The 17,176-nt window shown below is 69.5% G+C and carries 15 protein-coding genes and 2 pseudogenes; 9 read left to right on the top strand and 8 right to left on the bottom strand.

Going from position 1 to position 17,176, the window contains the following annotated elements; genetic code table 11:
- Positions 1 to 34: 34 nt before the first annotated feature.
- The 3 genes from PH203_RS41780 to PH203_RS41770 form a co-directional block, all read right to left on the bottom strand.
- Entirely contained in the window at positions 35 to 2,515 is a 2,481-nt protein-coding gene (locus PH203_RS41780) for a Tn3 family transposase (RefSeq protein WP_289927313.1), read from the bottom strand.
- On the bottom strand, positions 2,500 to 3,054 hold the full coding sequence (locus PH203_RS41775; protein WP_289927311.1) for a DUF4158 domain-containing protein: 555 nt from the start codon (positions 3,052 to 3,054) through the stop codon (positions 2,500 to 2,502). The genes PH203_RS41780 and PH203_RS41775 overlap by 16 nt, the downstream gene beginning before the upstream one ends.
- A gap of 88 nt (positions 3,055 to 3,142) precedes the next feature.
- Positions 3,143 to 3,922 carry an IclR family transcriptional regulator gene (locus PH203_RS41770; RefSeq protein WP_289927362.1) on the bottom strand — a complete coding sequence of 260 codons (780 nt, stop codon included), beginning with the start codon at positions 3,920 to 3,922 and terminating at the stop codon, positions 3,143 to 3,145.
- 184 nt (positions 3,923 to 4,106) lie between these two features.
- Between PH203_RS41770 and PH203_RS41765 the strand changes: the two genes are divergently transcribed.
- From PH203_RS41765 to PH203_RS41735, 7 genes and pseudogenes are all read left to right on the top strand, one after another.
- Positions 4,107 to 4,928, top strand: coding sequence for a fumarylacetoacetate hydrolase family protein (locus PH203_RS41765; protein WP_289927309.1), 822 nt, complete (start codon positions 4,107 to 4,109; stop codon positions 4,926 to 4,928).
- A complete protein-coding gene (locus tag PH203_RS41760; protein ID WP_289927308.1) occupies positions 4,925 to 5,872 on the top strand; it encodes an acetaldehyde dehydrogenase (acetylating) in 948 nt (315 codons plus the stop codon). Before PH203_RS41765 ends, PH203_RS41760 begins: the two co-directional genes overlap by 4 nt.
- Positions 5,869 to 6,900 (top strand): 4-hydroxy-2-oxovalerate aldolase, encoded by a 1,032-nt coding sequence (gene dmpG / locus PH203_RS41755; protein WP_289927306.1) that lies wholly within the window; start codon positions 5,869 to 5,871, stop codon positions 6,898 to 6,900. The genes PH203_RS41760 and dmpG overlap by 4 nt, the downstream gene beginning before the upstream one ends.
- 513 nt (positions 6,901 to 7,413) lie before the next feature.
- Complete coding sequence (locus tag PH203_RS49835; RefSeq protein WP_354671308.1) at positions 7,414 to 7,818, top strand: LmeA family phospholipid-binding protein; 405 nt, start codon at positions 7,414 to 7,416, stop codon at positions 7,816 to 7,818.
- A complete protein-coding gene (locus PH203_RS41745; protein WP_289927369.1) occupies positions 7,748 to 7,966 on the top strand; it encodes a hypothetical protein in 219 nt (72 codons plus the stop codon). Before PH203_RS49835 ends, PH203_RS41745 begins: the two co-directional genes overlap by 71 nt.
- 163 nt (positions 7,967 to 8,129) lie before the next feature.
- A pseudogene (locus tag PH203_RS41740) lies at positions 8,130 to 8,466 on the top strand (winged helix-turn-helix domain-containing protein).
- The gene (locus tag PH203_RS41735; RefSeq protein WP_289927360.1) at positions 8,463 to 9,011 is read left to right on the top strand and encodes a transposase; all 549 of its coding nucleotides are present in this window, start codon (positions 8,463 to 8,465) and stop codon (positions 9,009 to 9,011) included. Before PH203_RS41740 ends, PH203_RS41735 begins: the two are co-directional and overlap by 4 nt.
- Positions 9,012 to 9,128: 117 nt before the next feature.
- Here the strand turns inward: PH203_RS41735 and PH203_RS41730 are convergent, their stop codons facing one another.
- Positions 9,129 to 10,025: an alpha/beta fold hydrolase gene (locus tag PH203_RS41730; protein ID WP_289927304.1), complete on the bottom strand. Its 897-nt coding sequence runs from the start codon at positions 10,023 to 10,025 to the stop codon at positions 9,129 to 9,131.
- A gap of 41 nt (positions 10,026 to 10,066) precedes the next feature.
- Positions 10,067 to 11,290 (bottom strand): FAD-dependent monooxygenase, encoded by a 1,224-nt coding sequence (locus PH203_RS41725; RefSeq protein ID WP_289927303.1) that lies wholly within the window; start codon positions 11,288 to 11,290, stop codon positions 10,067 to 10,069.
- A 152-nt stretch (positions 11,291 to 11,442) separates the two neighbouring features.
- On the opposite strand from PH203_RS41725, the gene PH203_RS41720 reads away from it, so the two are divergent.
- Both PH203_RS41720 and PH203_RS41715 read left to right on the top strand, forming a co-directional pair.
- Positions 11,443 to 12,369 (top strand): LysR family transcriptional regulator, encoded by a 927-nt coding sequence (locus tag PH203_RS41720; protein ID WP_289927302.1) that lies wholly within the window; start codon positions 11,443 to 11,445, stop codon positions 12,367 to 12,369.
- A gap of 634 nt (positions 12,370 to 13,003) precedes the next feature.
- Positions 13,004 to 13,621, top strand: a complete 618-nt coding sequence (locus tag PH203_RS41715) for a hypothetical protein (protein ID WP_289927368.1) — start codon at positions 13,004 to 13,006, stop codon at positions 13,619 to 13,621.
- Positions 13,622 to 13,778: 157 nt separating this feature from the next.
- On the opposite strand, the gene PH203_RS41710 is transcribed toward PH203_RS41715, so the two are convergent.
- From PH203_RS41710 to PH203_RS41700, 3 genes and pseudogenes are all read right to left on the bottom strand, one after another.
- A complete protein-coding gene (locus PH203_RS41710) occupies positions 13,779 to 14,072 on the bottom strand; it encodes a hypothetical protein (protein WP_289927367.1) in 294 nt (97 codons plus the stop codon).
- Between the two features lie 184 nt (positions 14,073 to 14,256).
- Positions 14,257 to 14,553: pseudogene (locus PH203_RS41705) on the bottom strand (glycoside hydrolase family 43 protein); the annotation flags it as partial.
- Positions 14,554 to 14,723: 170 nt separating this feature from the next.
- Entirely contained in the window at positions 14,724 to 16,709 is a 1,986-nt protein-coding gene (locus PH203_RS41700) for a beta-galactosidase (RefSeq protein WP_289927300.1), read from the bottom strand.
- Positions 16,710 to 17,176 lie beyond the last annotated feature (467 nt).

The following is a 17,176-nucleotide window of genomic DNA, read 5'->3' as shown; positions in this document are numbered from 1 at the left end:
TCCGGCGACGGCACAGCGCTTGGTGCCTGCCTGTCTACTGTCCGGCTGCCGGGTCGTCGGGGATCACGGGACGCAGCGGTCGGTGGCCCTGATCGTCGAGCTGGGCGAGTTCGCGGTCGTAGTCGACAGTGATCGAGCCGTAGTAGTTCACCGCCGAGCTGCGGGCCGGGGAGATGTGAGAGAGGACCTCGGGATCCACCTCACGACCGGCACCGCGCAGTTCGTCGACAGCCAGGCCCATGTACTCGGTGTGCCAGCAGACCACGGCGTTCGTCACCACCGTCAGGCACCACGCCTGCTCGTTTTGCTGCTCGGGCTGGCGCCGAGTGACCTTGCCCTCCCGCGCGTAGTGCAGCTGACGGCGCAGGGAGTGCAGGGACTCGCCCTTGTTCAGCTGCCTGGCGATCTTGCGGCGGTAGGCCGGATCGGACAAGTACTTCGCCGCGTAGATCGTCCTGCGAATAGCGCCGTACTCCTTCAGCGCGGCGGCCAGGGCGTTCTGCCGGGAGGACGCGGAGAGCTTTCCGACGATCAGGGAAGCGGTGGCGTGCCCGTACTTCAACGACCCGGCCAGCCTCAGCAGGTCGTCCCAGTGCGCGGCGACCAAGTCGAGGTTGGCCTTCTTCGTCAGCAGCGGCCCGGCGGTGGGGAACTTCTCCTCGTAGTTGGCCTTCCCGCCCATCCGGTACAGAGTGATCTTGCCCAAGTCACGGATGCGCGGCGAGAGCTGCTTGCCCACGAGATCGAAGAGCCCGAAGTTGACCAGAGTCACCCCGTGCGTATCCGTGGCGTGCTCGGTGATCGGCAGGTCGGTGGCGTTGCCCAGGATCTCGTCCAGGACATAGTGGGCCTCGCGGTGGGTGGCCACGATGACCTTCGTGCCGAAGGTGGAGTGCTGGTCGGAGACATGGGTGTAGGTGGAGATGCCTTCGTTGACGAAGTACTTGTTCAGATGCCGGGCGGTGATCGACTTGCCGCGGGTGGGGAACCGCTGCCCGTCCGAGGACGACAGGGTCCCGGAGCCGAACATCGCGGTCATCGGCAGCTGGTGGTGGTAGTTGACCAAGCAGATGTTCGCCTCGCGCAGAGTTTCCTCGCGGATGTACCACTCCGCCGTCCACGCCAGCACGTCATACGGGATACCGCACGAGGAGGCCATCCCGTGCAGCCCCATGTTCGTGGACAGCCCGATCAGACAGGCGATCAGATTCCTCTTCAGCTGCGGCGAGCGTGCCTGCTTGCCGCCGGCATGCGTGAAGCAGTCCAGGAAGCCGGTGTGGCGGTCCATCTCCACCAGCAGCGAAGCGATCGGCACGTTCGGCAGCATCCGCTCCAGCTCACCGTGCAGCTCCTCGGCCTCGGACGGAATGTCCTCCGCCGTCAGCGGGGAGATCACGAGCTCGCCCGCGTCATTGAGGCGGACCGGCCCGTCCCCGCTCTTGAGGGTGTCCTCCAGATCGGTCAGGGCCTCATCCAGCTCATCCATCACCAGCGGCAACGCCTCGGAGGCGTCCGGGCTCTTGCCGACCAGGCGGCAGAACTCGACCCGGTGCGTGGCCCACTGGGCGGGCTTGAAGAGGTACGTCTCAGGGTTGTCGTAGCGGCGCGAGCCCGGCACGTACACATCCCCCGAGCGCAGACCGTCGCGCAGCGCGAGCAGCGTGCACAGCTCCCAGTAGTGCCGGTAGGCGGTCGCATCCCCCTTGGCCGCGGCCTCATCGAGGTAGCCCTGCCAGCGGGCGGGCACGAAGGAGGTCGGCGCCTTGTCGGGGACGTTGCGGGCGCCGGTGGCGTTCAGCTCCCGCAGGATCTCCAACGCCTCGATCAGCGGCTGTGCCTCCGTGCCGCCCTTGAACCGCACGGTCCTGAGCACCTTCGGGGCGAACTGCCGGATATAGGTGTAGGAGCCCTCCAGCAGCCGCAGATGCCCGTGATCTTTCGGGAGCCGCACCGTGGCCCCGGCGTGGGCGGCGATCAGACGGGACATGCCGATCTTGCCGCGCAGTAGCGTGCCCACCGCCTCGTCCGGGATACCGGCATCGGCCAGCACCGGCAGGATCTCGTCCAGCAGGCTCAGCCGGTCCTCCGACAGCTTCGCCCGCTCGGCGAGCTCGTCGCGCAGCTTGATCCGCGCCCTCGACTCCGAGCCCGACAGCGTCTGGTCGAAGAGCTGGACGACCGAGTCGAGGACGTCGACGGCGGACTGCGCCAGCAGCGTGAGCAGGATCGGGTGGCGTCGGTTCGCCTCCCGGCGTTCCAGGGCCTGCGCGGTCAGACGCCTGCCGATCTGGGCGAGGTGGCGGCGTCGTTCGGCGGGCAGCGCGGACAAGTCGAGGGCGTGCGCGTCCAGGCCGCGCAGGAACACCAGCTTCTCCACCTCTCCGCCCACGCTAGTGGGCGACGCCTGCACCGGCCCGGTCCCCAGCCAGTGCAGCCGCGTGGACCGCAACGCCGGATCGACGACCAGCAGGTTGTCCAGGCCACGGGCGCGCTCGCCGGTCAGCAGGTGGGCCACCGGCCGTGGGTCTCCTGCTCGGCAGCGGTACGGGCACTGGCGACCTTCTCCAGCAGCAGCACTACCCCGGGCCGGATCACCTTCGCCGAGCGCAGGTACTCGCAGCCCAGGCGGAACAGCAGCGACGGGGAGTCGTGCTCCATGGCACGGGCCAACAGGAACTCATCCAGCTCCTTGTGCTCGATGGCCTTCGGCTGCTTCCACCCCAGATACTCAGCGACCTGGCGCAGATGGTCGGTGCGGGTCTGCTCCCGCTCGCCGTAGCCCGCCAGATCACCGGCGGCGAGCCCCAGCTGGCGGGCCAGGCGGCCGACCGCAGCCGCCGGCGCGGCGGGCACATCGTCGGGGACGAAGCCCAGCCAGGGCAGGGCGGAGAGCTGCACCGCCGCGCCGAGTACGTTCTGGGACCGGCGGAACTTCGCCAGGAACGCCCGGTCGGCCGGGGTGAGGGTGAAGTAGCGGATCAGCTCGTCCTTACCGACCGCCGGGAACGACCGCAGGGCCTCCAGTTCCTCATCGGAGAACACCCGCGTCGCCATCTACCCCGCCCCTCCCGTCGACACCATCACCCGTTCAGCCCAACGAGCCTGCACCGGACCGGCAACGGGATAAGTGATCTGCAGAACATCAGCGCAGGTCAGACGCTCGGAAGCGGCTTAGCGGTGTTTTCTCCGCGAGAACTACTGGGACCCCCGTACGCAGCACACGGGACAGTCCCAGAGCGGCTGTCCGCACGGCGGGCGCCAGCTGGGCAGGGTGGAACCGGGCGCGCGGCACGGCGACCGACAGAGCGCCCACCGCCGTCGGTCCGTCGAAGACGGGCGAGGCGATGCAGCTGACACCCAGGGCTGCTTCCTGCTCCTCGTAGGCAAGGCCGGACACCTGGATCTGCTCGATGGCGGTGCGCAGCCGCGCCGCGTCGGTGACCGAGTGGGGGGTGAGGCGGGGCAGGGGCGCGGCCAGTACCTCGTCCACCAACTCGGGACCGGAGAAGGCCAGGAGTGCCTTGCCGACACCGGTGCAGGTCAGGGGGAGCCGCCCGCCGATGCGGGAGGGCAGCGCCAGGGCCTGGTGGCCGTGGATCCGCTCGACGTAGACCACCTCGTGTCCTTCCCGTACGCCGAGGTGCACGGTCTCGTGGGTGGCTTCGAAAAGGTCCTGGAGGAACGGCAGTGCCGCCTCCCGCAGATCGAGTCGGCGCGGCACCAGAGAGCCCAGCTCGAAGAGCTTGCCGCCGAGCCGGTAGGTCTCTCCCTCGCGTTCGAGCAGGCCGAGGCGTACCAGGTCGGCGCAGAGGCGGAATGCGGTCGTCTTGGCCAGCCCGGTACGGGTCGCGATTTCTGTGAGACGGAACGCACCGCCGTCCGGGCGGTAGCAGTCGAGGACGGCAGCTGCCTTGGCGAGCATGTTCCCCTGCGCACTGTTCCGTGTCATGGAACGTATTTTGCCGCTGCTCGCACCGCACGCCTATACCTGTCGTGGATCGACGGCCGGCCATTGCCGCCTCTCCGACAGCCCCACGTCTCCCCGCCCCGGAGGTAACCCGCATGTTCGCTCCGCACCGCAGAACCAGTCCGCACCGGGGGCGATCATGAGCGGCCGCGAGGCCGCCGATGCCGTGACCAAGGCGGCGGCCGTCCTGGAGGAGGCCGCCCGCACCGGCGTCGCGTGCGCCCCGGTGCGCTCGCTCCTGCCGGAGGCGGACGTCGAGGCCGCGTACGCCGTGCAGCGCCTGCAGGTGGAGCGCGGTGTCACCGCCGGTCGCCGGCTCGTGGGCCGCAAGATCGGCCTGACCTCGCCCGCCGTGCAGCGGCAACTCGGCGTCGGCCAGCCGGACTTCGGCGCCCTGTTCGCCGACATGGCGGTGCCCGAGGGACAGCCGATCGCCCCCGGACGGCTGCTCCAGCCGAAAGTCGAGGCCGAGGTCGCCCTGGTGCTGGGCGCGGACCTGTCGCACCGCGCCCCGACCGTCGCCGACCTCCTGCGTGCCACCGCGTTCGCGCTGCCCGCGCTGGAGATCGTGGACAGCCGGATCGAGGACTGGGACATCACCATCGTCGACACCGTCGCCGACAACGCCTCCTGCGGCCTGTACGTCCTCGGCGGCACGCCCGTGCCCCTGGACCGGGTCGACCTGCGCGCTGTGACGATGACCCTGACGAAGAACGGCGAGACCGTCTCGCAGGGCACCGGCGCCGACTGCCTGGGCGGCCCACTCACCGCCGCCCTCTGGCTCGCCGCCACCCTCGCCGGCCTGGGCGACCCGCTGCAGGCCGGCGACATCGTCCTGACCGGCGCGCTCGGCCCGATGGCCGTCGCCGCCGAGGGCGACGAATTCACCGCGCACACCGAAGGGCTCGGCACGGTCACGACCGCGTTCGCGTCCGCCCTCACGGAAGGAGCCGGAGCATGACCGCGAAGGTCGCCGTCATCGGGTCGGGCAACATCGGCACCGATCTGATGATCAAGATTCTCCGGCTCTCCGAGTCCTTGGAGGTCGCCGCGATGGTCGGGATCGACCCGGACTCGGACGGCCTGGCGCGTGCCCGCCGCCTGAAGGTCGCCACCACCCACGAGGGGCTGGACGGTCTGGTGAAGCTGGACGCGTTCGCGGACGTGGAGATCGTCTTCGACGCCACCTCCGCCGGTGCGCACCGCCGCCACGACGAGGTGCTGCGCCCGCTGGGGCGCAGGGTGGTGGATCTGACGCCCGCCGCGCTGGGCCCGTACGTCGTCCCGCCCGTCAATGGCGACGCCCACCTCGACGCGCCGAACGTCAACATGGTCACCTGCGGCGGCCAGGCCACCATCCCGATCGTGGCCGCCGTCGCCGCCGTGACCCCGGTGCACTACGGCGAGATCGTCGCCTCGATCTCCTCGCGTTCGGCCGGACCCGGTACCCGGGCCAACATCGACGAGTTCACCGAAACCACCGCTGCGGCCATCGAAAAGGTCGGCGGTGCGGCCCGGGGCAAGGCGATCATCATCCTGAACCCGGCCGAACCCCCGCTGATCATGCGGGACACCGTGCACTGCCTGGTCGACGAGTGCGACGAGGCCGCGGTGACCGCCTCGGTGGAGGAGATGGCCGCCCGCGTCCAGACGTACGTGCCCGGCTACCGCCTCAAGCAGAAGGTGCAGTTCGACCGCGTCGCCGGCGACGATCCCCTGCGCTCGCTGCTGCCCGCCGACGTGCGGTCCGCAGACGCCGCGAAGGTCTCGGTCTTCCTGGAGGTCGAGGGCGCCGCCCACTACCTCCCGGCCTACGCCGGCAACCTCGACATCATGACCTCGGCCGCCCTGCGCACCGCCGAACGCATGGCCGCACACCACTCCACGAAGGTGGTCGCCCGATGACCGCGCACCAGCCGCCCGCCCTGTACGTGCAGGACGTGACCCTGCGGGACGGCATGCACGCCGTACGCCACCGCTACACGGTCGAGCAGGCCCGTACCATCGCCACCGCCCTGGACACAGCCGGGGTCGCCGCGATCGAGATCGCCCACGGCGATGGTCTGGCGGGCTCCAGCATCACCTACGGCGTCGGCGCCCACACCGACTGGGAGTGGATCGAGGCCGTCTGCGACAGCGTCCGGCACGCGGTGCCCACCACTCTTCTGCTGCCCGGCATCGGCACCCTGCACGACCTGCGGCGGGCCCACGCGCTCGGCATCCGTTCGGTCCGCGTCGCCACCCACTGCACCGAGGCCGACATCTCCGCCCAGCACGTCGCGGCTGCCCGCGACCTGGGCATGGACGTCGCGGGCTTCCTGATGATGTCCCACATGGCCGACCCCGCCGAACTGGCCCGCCAGGCCAAGCTGATGGAGTCCTACGGCGCCCACTGCGTGTACGTCACCGACTCCGGCGGCCGGCTCACCATGGACGGCGTCCGCGACCGTGTCCGCGCCTACCGCGATGTCCTCGACTCCGCAACGGAGTTGGGCATCCACGCCCACCACAACCTCGGACTCGGCGTCGCCAACACCGTCGTCGCCGTCGAGAACGGCGTCACGCGCGTCGACGCCTCGCTGGCCGGCCAGGGCGCCGGGGCGGGCAACTGCCCGTTGGAGGCGCTCGTCGCGGTCGCCGACCTGATGGGCTGGCAGCACGGTTGCGACCTGTTCCCCCTGATGGACGCCGCTGACGACGTCGTACGCCCCCTACAGGACCGCGAGGTGCGAGTTGACCGCGAGACGCTCACCCTCGGCTACGCGGGCGTGTACTCCAGCTTCCTCCGACACGCCGAGGCCGCCGCGGGCCGTCATGGCCTCGACACCCGGGCGATCCTCGTCGAAGTCGGCCGGCGCAAGATGGTCGGCGGCCAGGAGGACATGATCACGGACATCGCGCTCGACCTCGCAGCAGCCGGTCCCGCCGGCTGACCGGGAGGATCGGTGCGGCACCTGGGGCCGCTCGGTGGAGCCGGTGTCACCGCTGCCGGGGGGCGGACGGAACCTGCGCAGCGAGTCGGCTTCGTCGCGAGTCATCGGCTCTCCGCGCTCCTTCCGTTCGCGGTGGTGCGGTGCTTGCCCGGCCGCCGACGCGGGCATGGCTCGGGCGCCGGGAACAGCGAGGGTGCTGAGACCTCGGCGACCGCGTTGCCCGAGGCGGGGGCAGGACACAGGCATGGCGGCGGATGTGTCCGCGCCCTCCTCCGCCGGGCCCGGCATGGCCATATGGCGCAACGTCCGGCTCGACGTCACCAAAGGCGGGTTCGGGTTCGGTACGGCTGTGCGTTCGTCCGCCACGGCGGGCTGCGCGGCGGTGGGGCCGATCCCGATGGCGCCGCCGCATACGTGCACCGGTTGTCGCGTCCCGAGCAGGTGGGTGCGCGCAGGTGCACCGGTGCACCCGGCCGACCGCCCCGGCGGCCTTTCGGTAACACTCCCTGAAGGATGGTCATGACCCCGTACCACCACGGCGACGGCCATGGGCGTCGGCCCGGCTCCGGCGTCGACACCGTGTCAGTCGACGCGTCGCCCCGAGTGCTGCGCAGAGCCGTCACAGCCCTCGCATCCCTGGCCATGGTGGGGGCGACATTCGTCATCGTCGACCGCGTCGCCACAGGCCAAACGGAGAGTCGCACGGCCGAAGCCTTCCAGCAAGGAATGGGCACGCCGCAACGCCCGTCGGTCGACGTCCGCGGGTTCCCCGTCCTGACGCAACTGGCCTCCGGCACCTTGCGGCACGTGGACATCACTGCCGAAGACATACCCGCCCACGGCACCAGTGTTCCGGATCACCCAGGACACCGAGCCGGGGCGGGTCAAGGCGCGCGTCGCCCTCCCCGTCAGCGGTGAGGTGACAGTGAGCACGGCTGTCTCGGTCCGCTCCGACAACCGCATCGCATTCACCGATGTCCGCGTCGTCCAGGGACACCTGCCCACTCCCGCACGAGCTTTGCTCGACAAGGTGCTGGAAGAGCCGGTTCGTTTGCAGCGTCCCTGAAGGGCTTCACCTGCGCTCGGTCGCCGCCACCACGACCGGACTCAACGCGCGCTTCACCGGTGACGAGGTCACCTTCCGGCCGGACACTTCTTCTGCGTGACCTCGTTACGCAACTTGCGTAACGAGGTCACGCAGAAGAACGACGCATGCGACGCACATCCGGATGCAGGCGTCCGAGTTATTCGCCCTCGGGCACGACAATGCCGCCGTCGCTGGGCAGTTACGTGTCAGCGTGCGATCGGTACAGCGGTGGCGCCAGGCGTGGGAGCACGGCGGAACACCGGCTCTGGAGTCGAAGGGGCCGGCGTCCAACGCTGTCGGCCATCGCGCAGATGCTGCACCGGCACGGCTTCAGCCACCAGGTCCCGGCCCGGCGTGCGACCGAGCGCGACGAGGCGGCCGTCACCGGCTGGGTGAAGGAGACCTGGCCCCAGGTGGGAACGCCGTGGCGGCGCTCGGGGCCTGGCTCTGCTTCGAAGACGAAGCCGGTTTCTCGATGACGCCGCCCACCGTCCGCACGTGGGCCCGACGTGGGCACACGCCCGTCATCCGGGTGCGGGGACGCTCCCAGCGCCGCATCTCTGTTGCAGCTTTGGCCTGCTACAAGGAGGGCGAACGCTCACGTCTGATCTATCGGCCCAAGCGGCACGTCGACCACAAACGGGGCGGCAGACGCAGTTTCACCTGGACCGATTACCGCGACCTGCTGACGGCCGCCCATCAGCAGCTCGGCACACCGATTGTGCTCATCTGGGACAACTTGAACGTGCACAAAGACCGTCGGCTGCGGGAGTTCATCGACACCCATGACTGGATCACCTGTTACTTCCTGCCGGCCTACGCACCCGACCTCAACCCCGTCGAGGGCATCTGGTCACTACTTCGACGCAGCAGCCAGGCCAACACCGCTTTCACCGACCCCGACCACCTCATGAGCACGCTTCGGCACGGTCTCCGCCAGATCCAGTACCGCAGCAACCTCATCGACGGATGCCTCGCCGAAACCGGCCTCACCTTGACGACATCACGCCAACAAGGTCAGTAACGGGCGATCTGCCATGTCTCCCACGGGAAAGACCGGCCCCCGGCTCCCGAAACGGTGACGGCCCCGGCCGTGTTCCCCCGGCCGGGGCCGTGCGATGGTGCTCAGGGGGTGCGGGAGTCAGGGGCTCAGGGTCCTGCCGAGCCATCCGGCGCTACGGGAGACGATCTCGGGAAAGTGGTTCGAGAGGATCTCGTAGTGCTGGCCCTCGTACTCGATGAGTTCCTTGGGCTCGGGAATCCTTTCGAACATCTCGCGGGCCTCCTCGGCCGGCGCCACGGTGTCCTTCGAAGCGAGGATCATCAGCAGCGGAGCGGTGATGCGCTCGGCGTAGGCGCGCACCTCCATCTCGAACAGGTAGTCCAGGGTGGAGACGGTGATCTCGTTGCTGAAGCTGGGCAGGCCGTGAATCATGTTCTCCACGAACTCCAGGCCTTCCTCGTCGCTGAACATCACCGGCTTGCCCGGCTCGGGCTTGCCGTGCAGGCGGATGGTGGCTGCGGGTTCACCACGCAGTTGTGCCTGGCGGTCGTCCGGGATGAGGGCGTCCAGTTCGGCCATTGTGTCGGCGGGCTGGAGCTTGCGGGCGCTCCAGCCGCTGACCGGCGGGATGAGGCTGACCACGGCTGCGACCCGGCGGTCCATGGCGGCGGTGAACAGGGAGTTTGCGCCGCCGATGCTGATGCCCCACAGGCCGATGCGCTCGGCGTCGATGTCGTCGCGCAGCGTCAGGTGGGTGATGACATGGCGCAGGTCGCGGCACTGCTGCCAGGGGTCGAAGAGCTGACGGGGTTCACCGTCGCTGTACCCGGTGCAGCGGTGGTCGTAGATCAGACAGGCCAGTCCGGCATCGGTGAAGCCCGCGGCCATGGGGAACACGGACTCGGCGGGACCGCCGAGACCGCCCTGCAGGACGACGACCGGGAGGGAGGTGCCGGCGCTGCCTTCGGGTCGGAAGAGCTTGCCCCTCAGGGTCGCTCCGGGCACGGTGAACTCGACGTCTTCCTCGGCGGACATGATGAATCTCCTCGGAGTGGGGATGTGCGCTGGAGCCGCGGTCAGTCGCGGCTGGGGACGGCGAGTTCGTCCGGCAGGAAGTCGCTGTCGAAGGCGCGGGGGTCGGCAGAAGCGCGCAGGATGGGAAACACCTCGGCCCGCATCTCCGCCTCGTACTCCGCGATCGCCTTGAGCAGGGAGATCTCGCCGTGCACCGCCGCCGCGAGTGCCCGGGTCAGGGCGGCGGCGTCCCGCAATGCATTGTTGGCGCCGGCGCCGAAGGTGGGCGGCATGGCGTGGATGGCGTCGCCGAGGAGCGTGACCCTGCCGGTGGTCCAGGGGTCCGCCGGCTTCAGGTGCCGTACGGCCACCGGGAAGAGAGTCGAGGCGTCGACGCGTGCGACGGCCTCGGCCAGTGCCGGATCCCAGCCCCGGACAGCCCGGCGCATCACCTCGTGACGCTCTTCGGCGGACGCCTTCCACAGGTCCGGGACCTCGCGGCTGAACGGACTTCCGGGCATGACGCCGAGGTTGACCATGATGTATGGGTCGACCGGGTCGATGCGGGCGCTCGGCGCCAGTTCGGCGGCCGCCTCGGCGACGGGGCGGCGGGGTTGGTAGACGCCGTAGACGATCAGCGCTCCGTCCGGGCCGGAGGCGGCGGCGAAGCCGTCGAAGAGGGCTTCCGGCAGGGTGGCGGCCAGGTCGTCGGTGAGCGGTGCGGTCGCGTACATGCCCAGAATGTGGGTGTCCACGACGGGAACCTCGGGCAGGAGCTGCCGCCGGATCACCGAGTTGATGCCGTCGGCGGCCACGAGGATGTCGCCGGTGGCCGAGGAGCCGTCGTCCAGGTGGACCCGCACCTGGTCGCCGTCGTGCTCGAAGTCGGTGACGGTACGGCCGAAGTGGATCACGTCCTCCAGGCCGACGGCCATGATCTGCCGCAGGGTGCGCCGGTTCACCGCGGTGTGGGGCCGTACCGGGTCGTTGGGCGGGCCGATGTGCTGGCGAGCGCCCAACTCATTGCCCTGGTGGTCGAGTTGAACGAAGACTTCCCGGCGTGGCGTGACGCGGGAGGTCTGCATGTACAGCTCGTAGAGGTTCTCGGGCAGGCACTCCTTCAGTGCCCGCCCGCCCGCGCCGTTCATGTGCAGCCGGTAGCCGGAGGGCACGATGTCCTCGGCCGCCTCAAACAGGGCGCAGTCGATGCCGACCTTGCGCAGGCCTTGCGCCAGACACAGCCCGCCGATGCCTCCTCCGGCGATCAGTACGCGAAACGACGGCATGGAAGATCCTTTGGGTGGACGGGGGAACCTGCACGTCCTTCAGGTCCTCGATGAGCCCGTACCGTCACTCTCGTCCGCCTCGCAGGTATCGGGGAAGCCGAAGTTGCCTATGCTGAGCATTGGAATAACCGATACCGTGCGGAGGTTGGCCGATGAGCCTGGACCTGAACCTCCTCGTGTCACTCGACGCCCTGCTACAGGAACGCAGCGTGACGCGAGCGGCCCAGCGGCTCGGCCTGAGCCAGCCCACTCTGAGTACGGCTCTGGCCCGACTGCGGCGCCATTTCGGCGACGAGCTCCTGACCCGGGTGGGCAACGCCTACGAGCTGACACCCCTGGCCGAGCGCCTCTGCGAGAACACGACGGAGGCCCTCAACTGGACGGACCGGGTCTTCCAGACGCGGGCGGACTTCGATCCCGCCACCGCTGAGCACGAATTCACCCTGGTGCTGACCGACTGTCAACTGCCCACCTTCGGGAGGACCCTGGCGGACCTCGTGAGTGAGGCGGCGCCCGGGGTGCGCTTGCGGTTCCGGCACAGCACCGAAGCCTTCGTCCAGCGCGCCCACGACAATCTGCGCACGGTCGACGCCATCGTGCTCCCGCAGGGTCTCCTGGCACAGCTGCCGTCGCTTGACTTGTTCCAGGACCGCTGGGTCTGCGTCGCCTCGGCCGACACCTCATCCGGTGGCGTCACGAGCATGACGGAACTCGCCGATCGACCCTGGGTATTGCCGTTCTACCACCCCACGGTGATCTTCCCCTCGCTGCGCCGCCTGCGAGATCACGGCATCGAGCCGCGAGTGGAGATCACCACCGAGGGTTTCCTCGCTGTACCCCATCTCATCGCAGGCACCGACCGGTTGAGCCTGGTGCCCGAACGGATCACCCACCAGTTCGACGAAACAAGGGGCATGGTCGTATTGGATCTCGCCATCGAACTGGGCGTATTGGTCGAGACCCTGTGGTGGCATCCCCTGCACGAACGGGACCCCGCCCACATCTGGCTGCGCCAGATCGCGGCGCTGGCAGGCCGGCTGCTCGCCACCGACGTCGCGAGGACGCGCCGCCCGCGCTGAGCATGTCCCGGGGGCGCTCTGCCCATTGCTTTCACCAGGGCTACCTCGGCGTCCATCCCGACGGAGAAGGCTCCCACGCAATGCACGGCCAGGAAGATCAGTACGGCGTCTCCTGGCGCTCATCGTGGATCCCCAGCCCGGCGCGTTGGACTCGCGCAGGCGATACGCCCCGAAAGACTCGGATGTGGGGGCAGGTGCCCTCAGGCCGAAGCGCGCAGGGTGATCGCGGCCTTCCGGGGCATGCCGTCGCCCAGTGTTCCATGTCGCGGAACGGAAGTTGCCGCTCGGTGAGGGCCCTGCCTATATCGAAGCCAACCCGCCGCTTCACCCGCCCCGGAGGTAATCCGTGCCGACCGCACCCGACAGTGTCCACTCGGACGCCGGACCACCGGCCGTGGTCAAGGCCGCCGACCCGCAGTCCGTCACGACGGGGTGTTGGCTGTTGCGCCTCCGCTCGGACATACCTCGCAGTGCGGCGAGCCGCTACTGGGCCTTGGAGCATGGCGACATCGCATCCCGGATCCCGCACGTCCTGGAAACGGTCGAACGTCACTTCTCTCGCTCAGTGCGAGGCTTCTGGCCGAGAAGCCCCCTGTGCGCGACGGGCATACCCGAGGAGTGGAGCTTCGACGGTATGCCGGAACTTCGCCTGACGCTCGGCGGCGCCTTGCGGGCCTTGCGTTCCCCCGCTGCCCGTCAGATCCACTACGACGAACAGAACGTCTTCTCCACCAGCCTCGGGCACCTCGGTTTGCCCGGGTCATCGCGTTGGTGGACAGGCGGTTTCGGCGACCAGACACTCGACACCGCTGTCGTCCTGATCCGGCGTCGCGCCGGTATGACTCGCGTCGGCTTCGCCTCCTTCGTGCATGACGTTCTGGCTCGTGCGTTGTTCGAGGCGGGTGCGGCCGAACTACGCTCACACGTCTTCGCCCCGTGGTTCCCGGCTCTGCACAACACACCGGGCGTCTCCCACGACAATCCTCCCCACCTGCGTTATCACGGAGCACTGGTCATCGGCGCGAAACCCACGGAGGGAATGTCGTCGCTGCTTGAGTCGATGCCCGTGACCCAGGCAGTCCTGAGTCAAGATCGTTACTGTACCGCCCTGCACGCGTACAAAGTTGAGCAGTCGGTTCCGATCGTGATCGACGGTCGGCCCGTGGCAGCGAAGGACCGAGGCTTTCGGGATCTCGCCTCGGACGGTGACAGCGGGGCGCGCCAGGGAGCGCGGGGCGCCGGTCGCCGGTGACGAGCGAGTGATTGGCCTCCTGCGCGGTCAGGCGGAGCCGCTGCCCACCACGGCCGCCCGACAGCCGACCGCAGGATCAACCCGAGATCAGTGTCCGCGCAGCGGCGACTCGGCGAACACCGGACTTCGGGGCGTTGCTTGGCCGCATCGCGGCGGTTCACCTGGGTGACAGCGAGTCGCCCCTGCGGGTGCTGCTGCCTTCTCGGTGCTGGCGGCGACGGTGTCGGTGATGAACGAGGGGCCGGCGTCCTGGTCGGCGGGGCAGGGGACCTGTCCAGCGGTCCAGGGGCTCGTAGTCGAGCCAGCCGAAGCGGACGGTGCCCGCCGCGGCGTACATGCCGATGACGCGGCTGGCGAAGCCGTCGGCAACTTCGCTCGACAGGCAGCGGCCGTCGAGCTCCGCGAGCACGGTGAAGGTGCCGTCGGGGTCCTCGATGCCGAGGGAGACCACGTCGGGTCCGGTGCACGGTCTCTGTGCTGGGGTGCGGCTGGCTCGTCGTGACGCAGAGGACCACCGGCCTGTCGGACGCGGGCCGCGTCGCGACGATGGTGCGCAGGGAGCCGACGCGCGCGATCACCCGCGGTTGGGACGCCGATGCGTTGATCTCATAATGGCGTCGTTCGTCCAGCCGTACGGCGAGGCCGCCGCGTCCGCCGGCGGGGTCGACCATGGTGCACGCCCGGCGCGACAGATGCTGCTGGCGTCGGCTGGTGAACACGACGTCGGGCTCGCCCAGGGAGTCGCCCCGCGCGCGAAGCGTCAGCCGGCCCAGGCGCTCCTTGGTCGTGCAGTGCAGTACAGAGATCCAGGACGGCCGCAGTTCGCTCGACTCGAAGTCGTCGCGCCGTTCCTCGGCAGGGCCGGGGACGAGCGGCCACGGCAGTGCGGGCGGTTCCAGGGCGACCTCACCGACGACCGGCCAGCCGTCCACCCAGGTCACCGGAGTCAGAAAGGTCTCCCGGCGCAGACCGTAACCACCTGAACCGCCAGTCGGCGGTTCACCCGTCGAACAGACACCGGCTTCCACGCCGTCCTCCGGCGGGATCTACGCCCCCACCCTGCGCCACCACGACGGCCCCTTCCGACTGATCGTCACCCAAGTTACGGTCTGCGCAGTACCGCGCCGCCGCCGGGCGGCACCTCGTGTGCGAGCGTGCCGGTCAGCAGGTCGTGGGCGGGGTCCGGCAGGGGCACAGCGGCGGCGCGGTGGTTGATCAGGACGTGCCAGCGCCGGCCGTCGGGTGCGTGCCGGGTGACGGTTTCGACGCCGGCCGGCAGACCGGGCAGGTCCGGCTGGACGCCGGCTTCCTTCAGCAGGCGGCCGACCAGCGCGCCGTAGTCGGCGTCGTCCAGGCGGGTGGACAGGTACCAGCCCTGCCCGTTGCCGTGGCGGTGGCGGGTGAGTGCCGGGCTGTCCGTGAGCATGCCGTGGGTGTAGGCGGCGAGCGTCTGCGCGCCTTCCGACCTCAGGGACTCGCTCCAGACGGTTCCGTGCGAGCCGTCCGACAGGGGGATCCGCTCGTTCTGCCGCAGCGGCCGGTACTCCTCGACCCGGATGCCCAGCGCCTCGCGCAGCGGTGAGGCGGGATAGCCGCCCAGCCGGGCGTGCATGCGTTCGTCGACGTATCCGCTTGCGTGCTGGACGAGGAGGGTCCCGCCGTCGGCGACATAGCGGTGCAGGCTTTCCGCGCCCGCGTCGGTGAGAAGGAAGAGGGCCGGGGCGATGACAAGCCGGTAGCGGCTCAACTCGTGCTGGGGGTGGGCGAAGTCGACGGTGACGCCCGTCTCCCACAGCGCCCGGTGAGCCTGCAGGAGTGCCCCGTGGTAGTCGAGGCCGGCGGAGGGCAGACCGTCCACGCCGAGTGCCCACCAGGCATCGGGGTCGTGCAGCACGGCCACCGGCGCGATGACCGTTGACCCCGCCAGTTCGGCGAGGCGAGCGACTGCCTCACCGGTCTGCGTGACCTCGCGGAAGATCCTGCTGTCGGGCCCGGCGTGCGGGACCATCGCCGAGTGCCAGGTTTCCGCGCCGGCCCGGGACTGCCGCCACTGGAAGAACAGGGCGCCCTCCGAACCGCGCGCGATGTGCCCGAGGGTGTGCCGCAGGATCTCCCCGGGCTCCTTGCCGAGCACGCGGTCGCCGTCGTAGACGGTGTTGGTGCCCTGTTCCATCAGCAGCCAGGGGCGGCCGTCGGCCAGGGAGCGGGCGCGGTCGGCGTGGAAGGCGGCGTCGGCCGCGGCGTCCAGGCCGGGTGCGCTCGGATATTGGTCGGAGGTGACGACGTCGAGCTCGCGGGCGAAGGCCCACAGGTCCACGTTCTGGTAAGCGGGCAGCATCAGGTTGGTGGTCACCGGCCGGTCGCTGTGCCTGCGGATCGCGTCGCGCTGCTCGCGGAAGGCGGAGATGATCTCGTCGGACCAGAACCGTCGGAAGTCCAGGGCCTGGCCCGGATTCCTGTGCCATTGCGTCGCGCGGGGCGGCAGTACTTGCTCCCAGGAGGTGTAGCGCTGGCTCCAGAAGGCCGTGCCCCACGCCTGGTTGAGGGCTTCTAGAGAGCCGTGCCGGGCGCGCAGCCACACCCGGAAGGCCGCGGCCGTGTGGTCGCACCAGCACAGCGTGCCGTACTCGTTGTGCACGTGCCACAGGGCCAGGGCGGCGTGGTCGCCGTACCGCTCGGCCAGGGCGGCGGCCATCCGGCGGGCCGCGCTGCGGTAGGCGGGCGCGGTGAGGCAGTAGGTGTCGCGGCTGCCATGGGTGAGGCGGGTGCCGTCAGGCCTGACGGCCAGTGCATCGGGGTGGGCCAAGGTGAACCAGGGGGGTGGTGAGGCGGTGGGGGTGGCGAGGTCGACGGCGACGCCGCCTGCGTGCAGGCGGTCGATGTGTGCGTCGAGCCAGGCGAAGTCGTAGCGCCCTTCCTCGGGTTCGAGCAGGGCCCAGGAGAAGACGCCCACGGTGGCCAGGTTGACCCTGGCCTGGCGCATGAGCGTGTCGTCCTCCTCCCAGACCGTCTCGTCCCACTGCTCGGGGTTGTAGTCCCCGCCGAAGGCGAGACCGCCCAGGCGGTTGGTGATGCTGCGCGTTGTCATGAGGGTCCCTCAAACAGGGGGAGTCGGATGCTTCGGGCAGGACCTGACGCACCGTCAAGGTTGGAACTGGAAGGGTCAGCTCGTCAGCGTGGGAGCGTGCTGTTCGGCGACCGGATCGGAGCACAGGGCCACCACCGACGCGTCCTCGGGTACGGGGGGCATCGAAGCGCTTCACTAAGCTGGCGAAGATAATGATGTGTTTCGCGTAAAGCAAGGGTCTGAACATAGAGATTTCCTGCTCCGGCGACTGTCGGCAGTCCGCCGGAGCAGTGTGGCAGCGTCGAAGCGCTTCAACAACGAGGTTTGAGGCGAGAACAACACTCCATGACGTCCGTGTCAGCTGCCGAGGGCCGGCAAGGTCGCCGCTGCTCGGGCCGGCATCGCGGTCGTCGTCCTCGGCGACAACCGCTCGTCAACGGCCGCGGATTGACCTGGTGATCGTGAGCAGCTACGCCCACGCGGTCTTC

Source organism: Streptomyces sp. S.PB5, assembly GCF_030403745.1.
GTDB lineage: Bacteria > Actinomycetota > Actinomycetes > Streptomycetales > Streptomycetaceae > Streptomyces.
This window is presented reverse-complemented; position numbering and strand designations above follow the sequence as displayed.

What these genes read in the sequence shown, in the direction of transcription:
- PH203_RS41775 (WP_289927311.1), bottom strand. Translation starts at nt 3,054, where the DNA reads ATGGCGACGCGGGTGTTCTCCGATGAGGAACTGGAGGCCCTGCGGTCG.
- PH203_RS41770 (WP_289927362.1), bottom strand. Translation starts at nt 3,922, where the DNA reads ATGCTCGCCAAGGCAGCTGCCGTCCTCGACTGCTACCGCCCGGACGGC.
- PH203_RS41765 (WP_289927309.1), top strand. Translation starts at nt 4,107, where the DNA reads ATGAGCGGCCGCGAGGCCGCCGATGCCGTGACCAAGGCGGCGGCCGTC.
- PH203_RS41760 (WP_289927308.1), top strand. Translation starts at nt 4,925, where the DNA reads ATGACCGCGAAGGTCGCCGTCATCGGGTCGGGCAACATCGGCACCGAT.
- dmpG (WP_289927306.1), top strand. Translation starts at nt 5,869, where the DNA reads ATGACCGCGCACCAGCCGCCCGCCCTGTACGTGCAGGACGTGACCCTG.
- PH203_RS49835 (WP_354671308.1), top strand. Translation starts at nt 7,414, where the DNA reads ATGGTCATGACCCCGTACCACCACGGCGACGGCCATGGGCGTCGGCCC.
- PH203_RS41735 (WP_289927360.1), top strand. Translation starts at nt 8,463, where the DNA reads ATGACGCCGCCCACCGTCCGCACGTGGGCCCGACGTGGGCACACGCCC.
- PH203_RS41730 (WP_289927304.1), bottom strand. Translation starts at nt 10,025, where the DNA reads ATGTCCGCCGAGGAAGACGTCGAGTTCACCGTGCCCGGAGCGACCCTG.
- PH203_RS41725 (WP_289927303.1), bottom strand. Translation starts at nt 11,290, where the DNA reads ATGCCGTCGTTTCGCGTACTGATCGCCGGAGGAGGCATCGGCGGGCTG.
- PH203_RS41720 (WP_289927302.1), top strand. Translation starts at nt 11,443, where the DNA reads ATGAGCCTGGACCTGAACCTCCTCGTGTCACTCGACGCCCTGCTACAG.
- PH203_RS41715 (WP_289927368.1), top strand. Translation starts at nt 13,004, where the DNA reads ATGCCGGAACTTCGCCTGACGCTCGGCGGCGCCTTGCGGGCCTTGCGT.
- PH203_RS41700 (WP_289927300.1), bottom strand. Translation starts at nt 16,709, where the DNA reads ATGACAACGCGCAGCATCACCAACCGCCTGGGCGGTCTCGCCTTCGGC.